Here is a 2,011-nt window from a genome sequence, read left to right as displayed (position 1 = left end):
GAAGGCGGGGGCGGGTCTGAGCGGGCTGGTGTTGGAACAGGAAGCCAACAAGCATGTCCCGGGCGATGAGGATGCTGACAGCGGCTACGGCAGCGACGAGGACGCAGACGCGGACGCGGACGACGCGGGCAGCGAGTTCGGCAGCGACAGCGGCGAGTCCGGCGGCAGCAGCGGTGAGTCCGGCGGCGGTAGCGGTGAGTCCGGCTACGGCGGCGACACCGATGCGGACGACGCGGGCGGTGAGTCCGGCTACGGCGGCGACACCGATGCGGACGACGCGGGCGGTGAGTCCGGCTACGGCAGCGACACCGATGCGGACGACGCCAGCAGCGAGTCCGGCTACGGCGGCGACACCGATGCGGACGACGCGGGCAGCGAGTCCGGCTACGGCGGCGACACCGATGCGGACGACGCGGGCAGCGAGTCCGGCTACGGCGGCGACACCGACGCGGACGACGCCAGCGGTGAGTCCGGCGGTGGCAGCGGCGATGGTGGGCCGGGGCTGGGGGCGTTCACCGGCGGAACTGCCGTCCCACCGGCTATTTCCGTCCACTCCTCCGGTCAGGGCGGTTCTGGTGGTGGTCGGGATGCCGTGCTGCCGGGCAAGGGCCAGCACCAACCCGGCGACGAGCACAGCCCCGCCTCGGTGGGCGAGCCCCGGCACATCAGTGTTGCCGGGGGTTCTGGTGCTGTGTCTGGAGGTGGGGAAACCTCTGGTGGCCGGAGCGTGCCGGGTGAGCGGGTCGGTACCGAGGGCGGGTCGGACACCAAGTCCATTGTGGATCCGGTGGGTGTTGTTGCGTCGCGGCCGGGGCAGCCGGATGCCCAGGTCCCGGCCACGTCGGGTGATCCGGGACGGTCCGAGGCGGTCCGGGAAGAGTCTGGTGGCGGGCAGCAGCAGCGGGTGCCGGAAGGTCATCGGCAGGTCCCGTCGGCGCCGGATGTTCCGCAGTCAGGCGCCACCGGTGAGCGCAGCCCGGGCGAGGTCGTCACGCATTCCGCCCGTACTCCCGGGAGCGAGGGGTTCGGGTTGGGTGGTTCCGCGCAGTCCGAGCCCCACGGGGCAGGTTCCGGGTCGGCACCCAACGCCGATGAGGTTGTCACCCGCAATCAGGCCAACCCGAGCTCTGACCCCACCGGTCAGCCCGATGCCGTGCGGGAGCCCGGGTCCGAATCCGCCGGTCGGTCCGCGGGTCAGCCCGATGGGGTGCGGGAGCCCGGGGCCGAGTCGACCAGCGTGCCCAGCGGCGAACGCGGTGATGTGTCTGGCGGTGCGCGGGTCGGTGAGTCGACCGGCACGCCTGGCGGTGGTCGGGAGTCGGCTGGTGAGTCTGGTGATCGCGGGTTCACCGGTGAGCCTGGCGGGGAGCGGGTCGGTGGGTCGACCAGCGTGCCCGGCGGCGAGCGCGGCGATGAGCCTAGAGGCGAGAGCGGCGGCGAGTCTGGCGGTAATCGCGAGTCGACTAGCACGCCTGGCGGTGAGCGGGCTGGTGGGTCGACCAGCGTGCCTGGCGGCGAACGCGGGGAGGAGCCCGGAGGCGAGAGCGTCGGCGAGTCTTCCGGTCATCGCGAGTGGGCCAGCACGCCTGGTGATGAGCGGGTCGGTGGGTTGGTCGGCGTGCCTGGTGGTGGTCGGGAGTCGGCTGGTGAGTCTGGTGGCGAGTCGACGTCGGCGCGGACACCTTCTGGTTCTGGTGTCCCGGTCGCCAAGGACACCGGCGCGCCGGTGTCGGTTGATGCTCCGGTCGTTTCCCATGCCGCGGTCGATTCCGGCACTGATGGTGGCCGCGACGCCGCGACCTCGACACCGATCCAGGCGCCGGCTGCGGCGGCCGGCACCGGCTCGGGTTCTGTTTCGGGGACGGGGCAAGGTTCCGGTCAGGCGCCGGCGACCGCCCCGGTGTCGCAGGCTCCTGCGGCGGCTGCCTCGGGTGCCCCCGGGGCCGTTACGGCCGCTACGGCTGGGGGCACTTCGGCGGGGGCAGTCTCGGGTTCTGCGCCGGTGGGGGCG

The 2,011-nt window shown here is 72.9% G+C and carries 1 pseudogene; it reads left to right on the top strand.

Going from position 1 to position 2,011, the window contains the following annotated elements:
* A pseudogene (locus E1288_RS47780) lies at nt 1–2,011 on the top strand (hypothetical protein); the annotation flags it as partial.

Origin of the sequence: Saccharopolyspora elongata (assembly GCF_004348985.1) — a bacterium.
Lineage (GTDB): Bacteria > Actinomycetota > Actinomycetes > Mycobacteriales > Pseudonocardiaceae > Saccharopolyspora > Saccharopolyspora elongata.
This window is presented reverse-complemented; position numbering and strand designations above follow the sequence as displayed.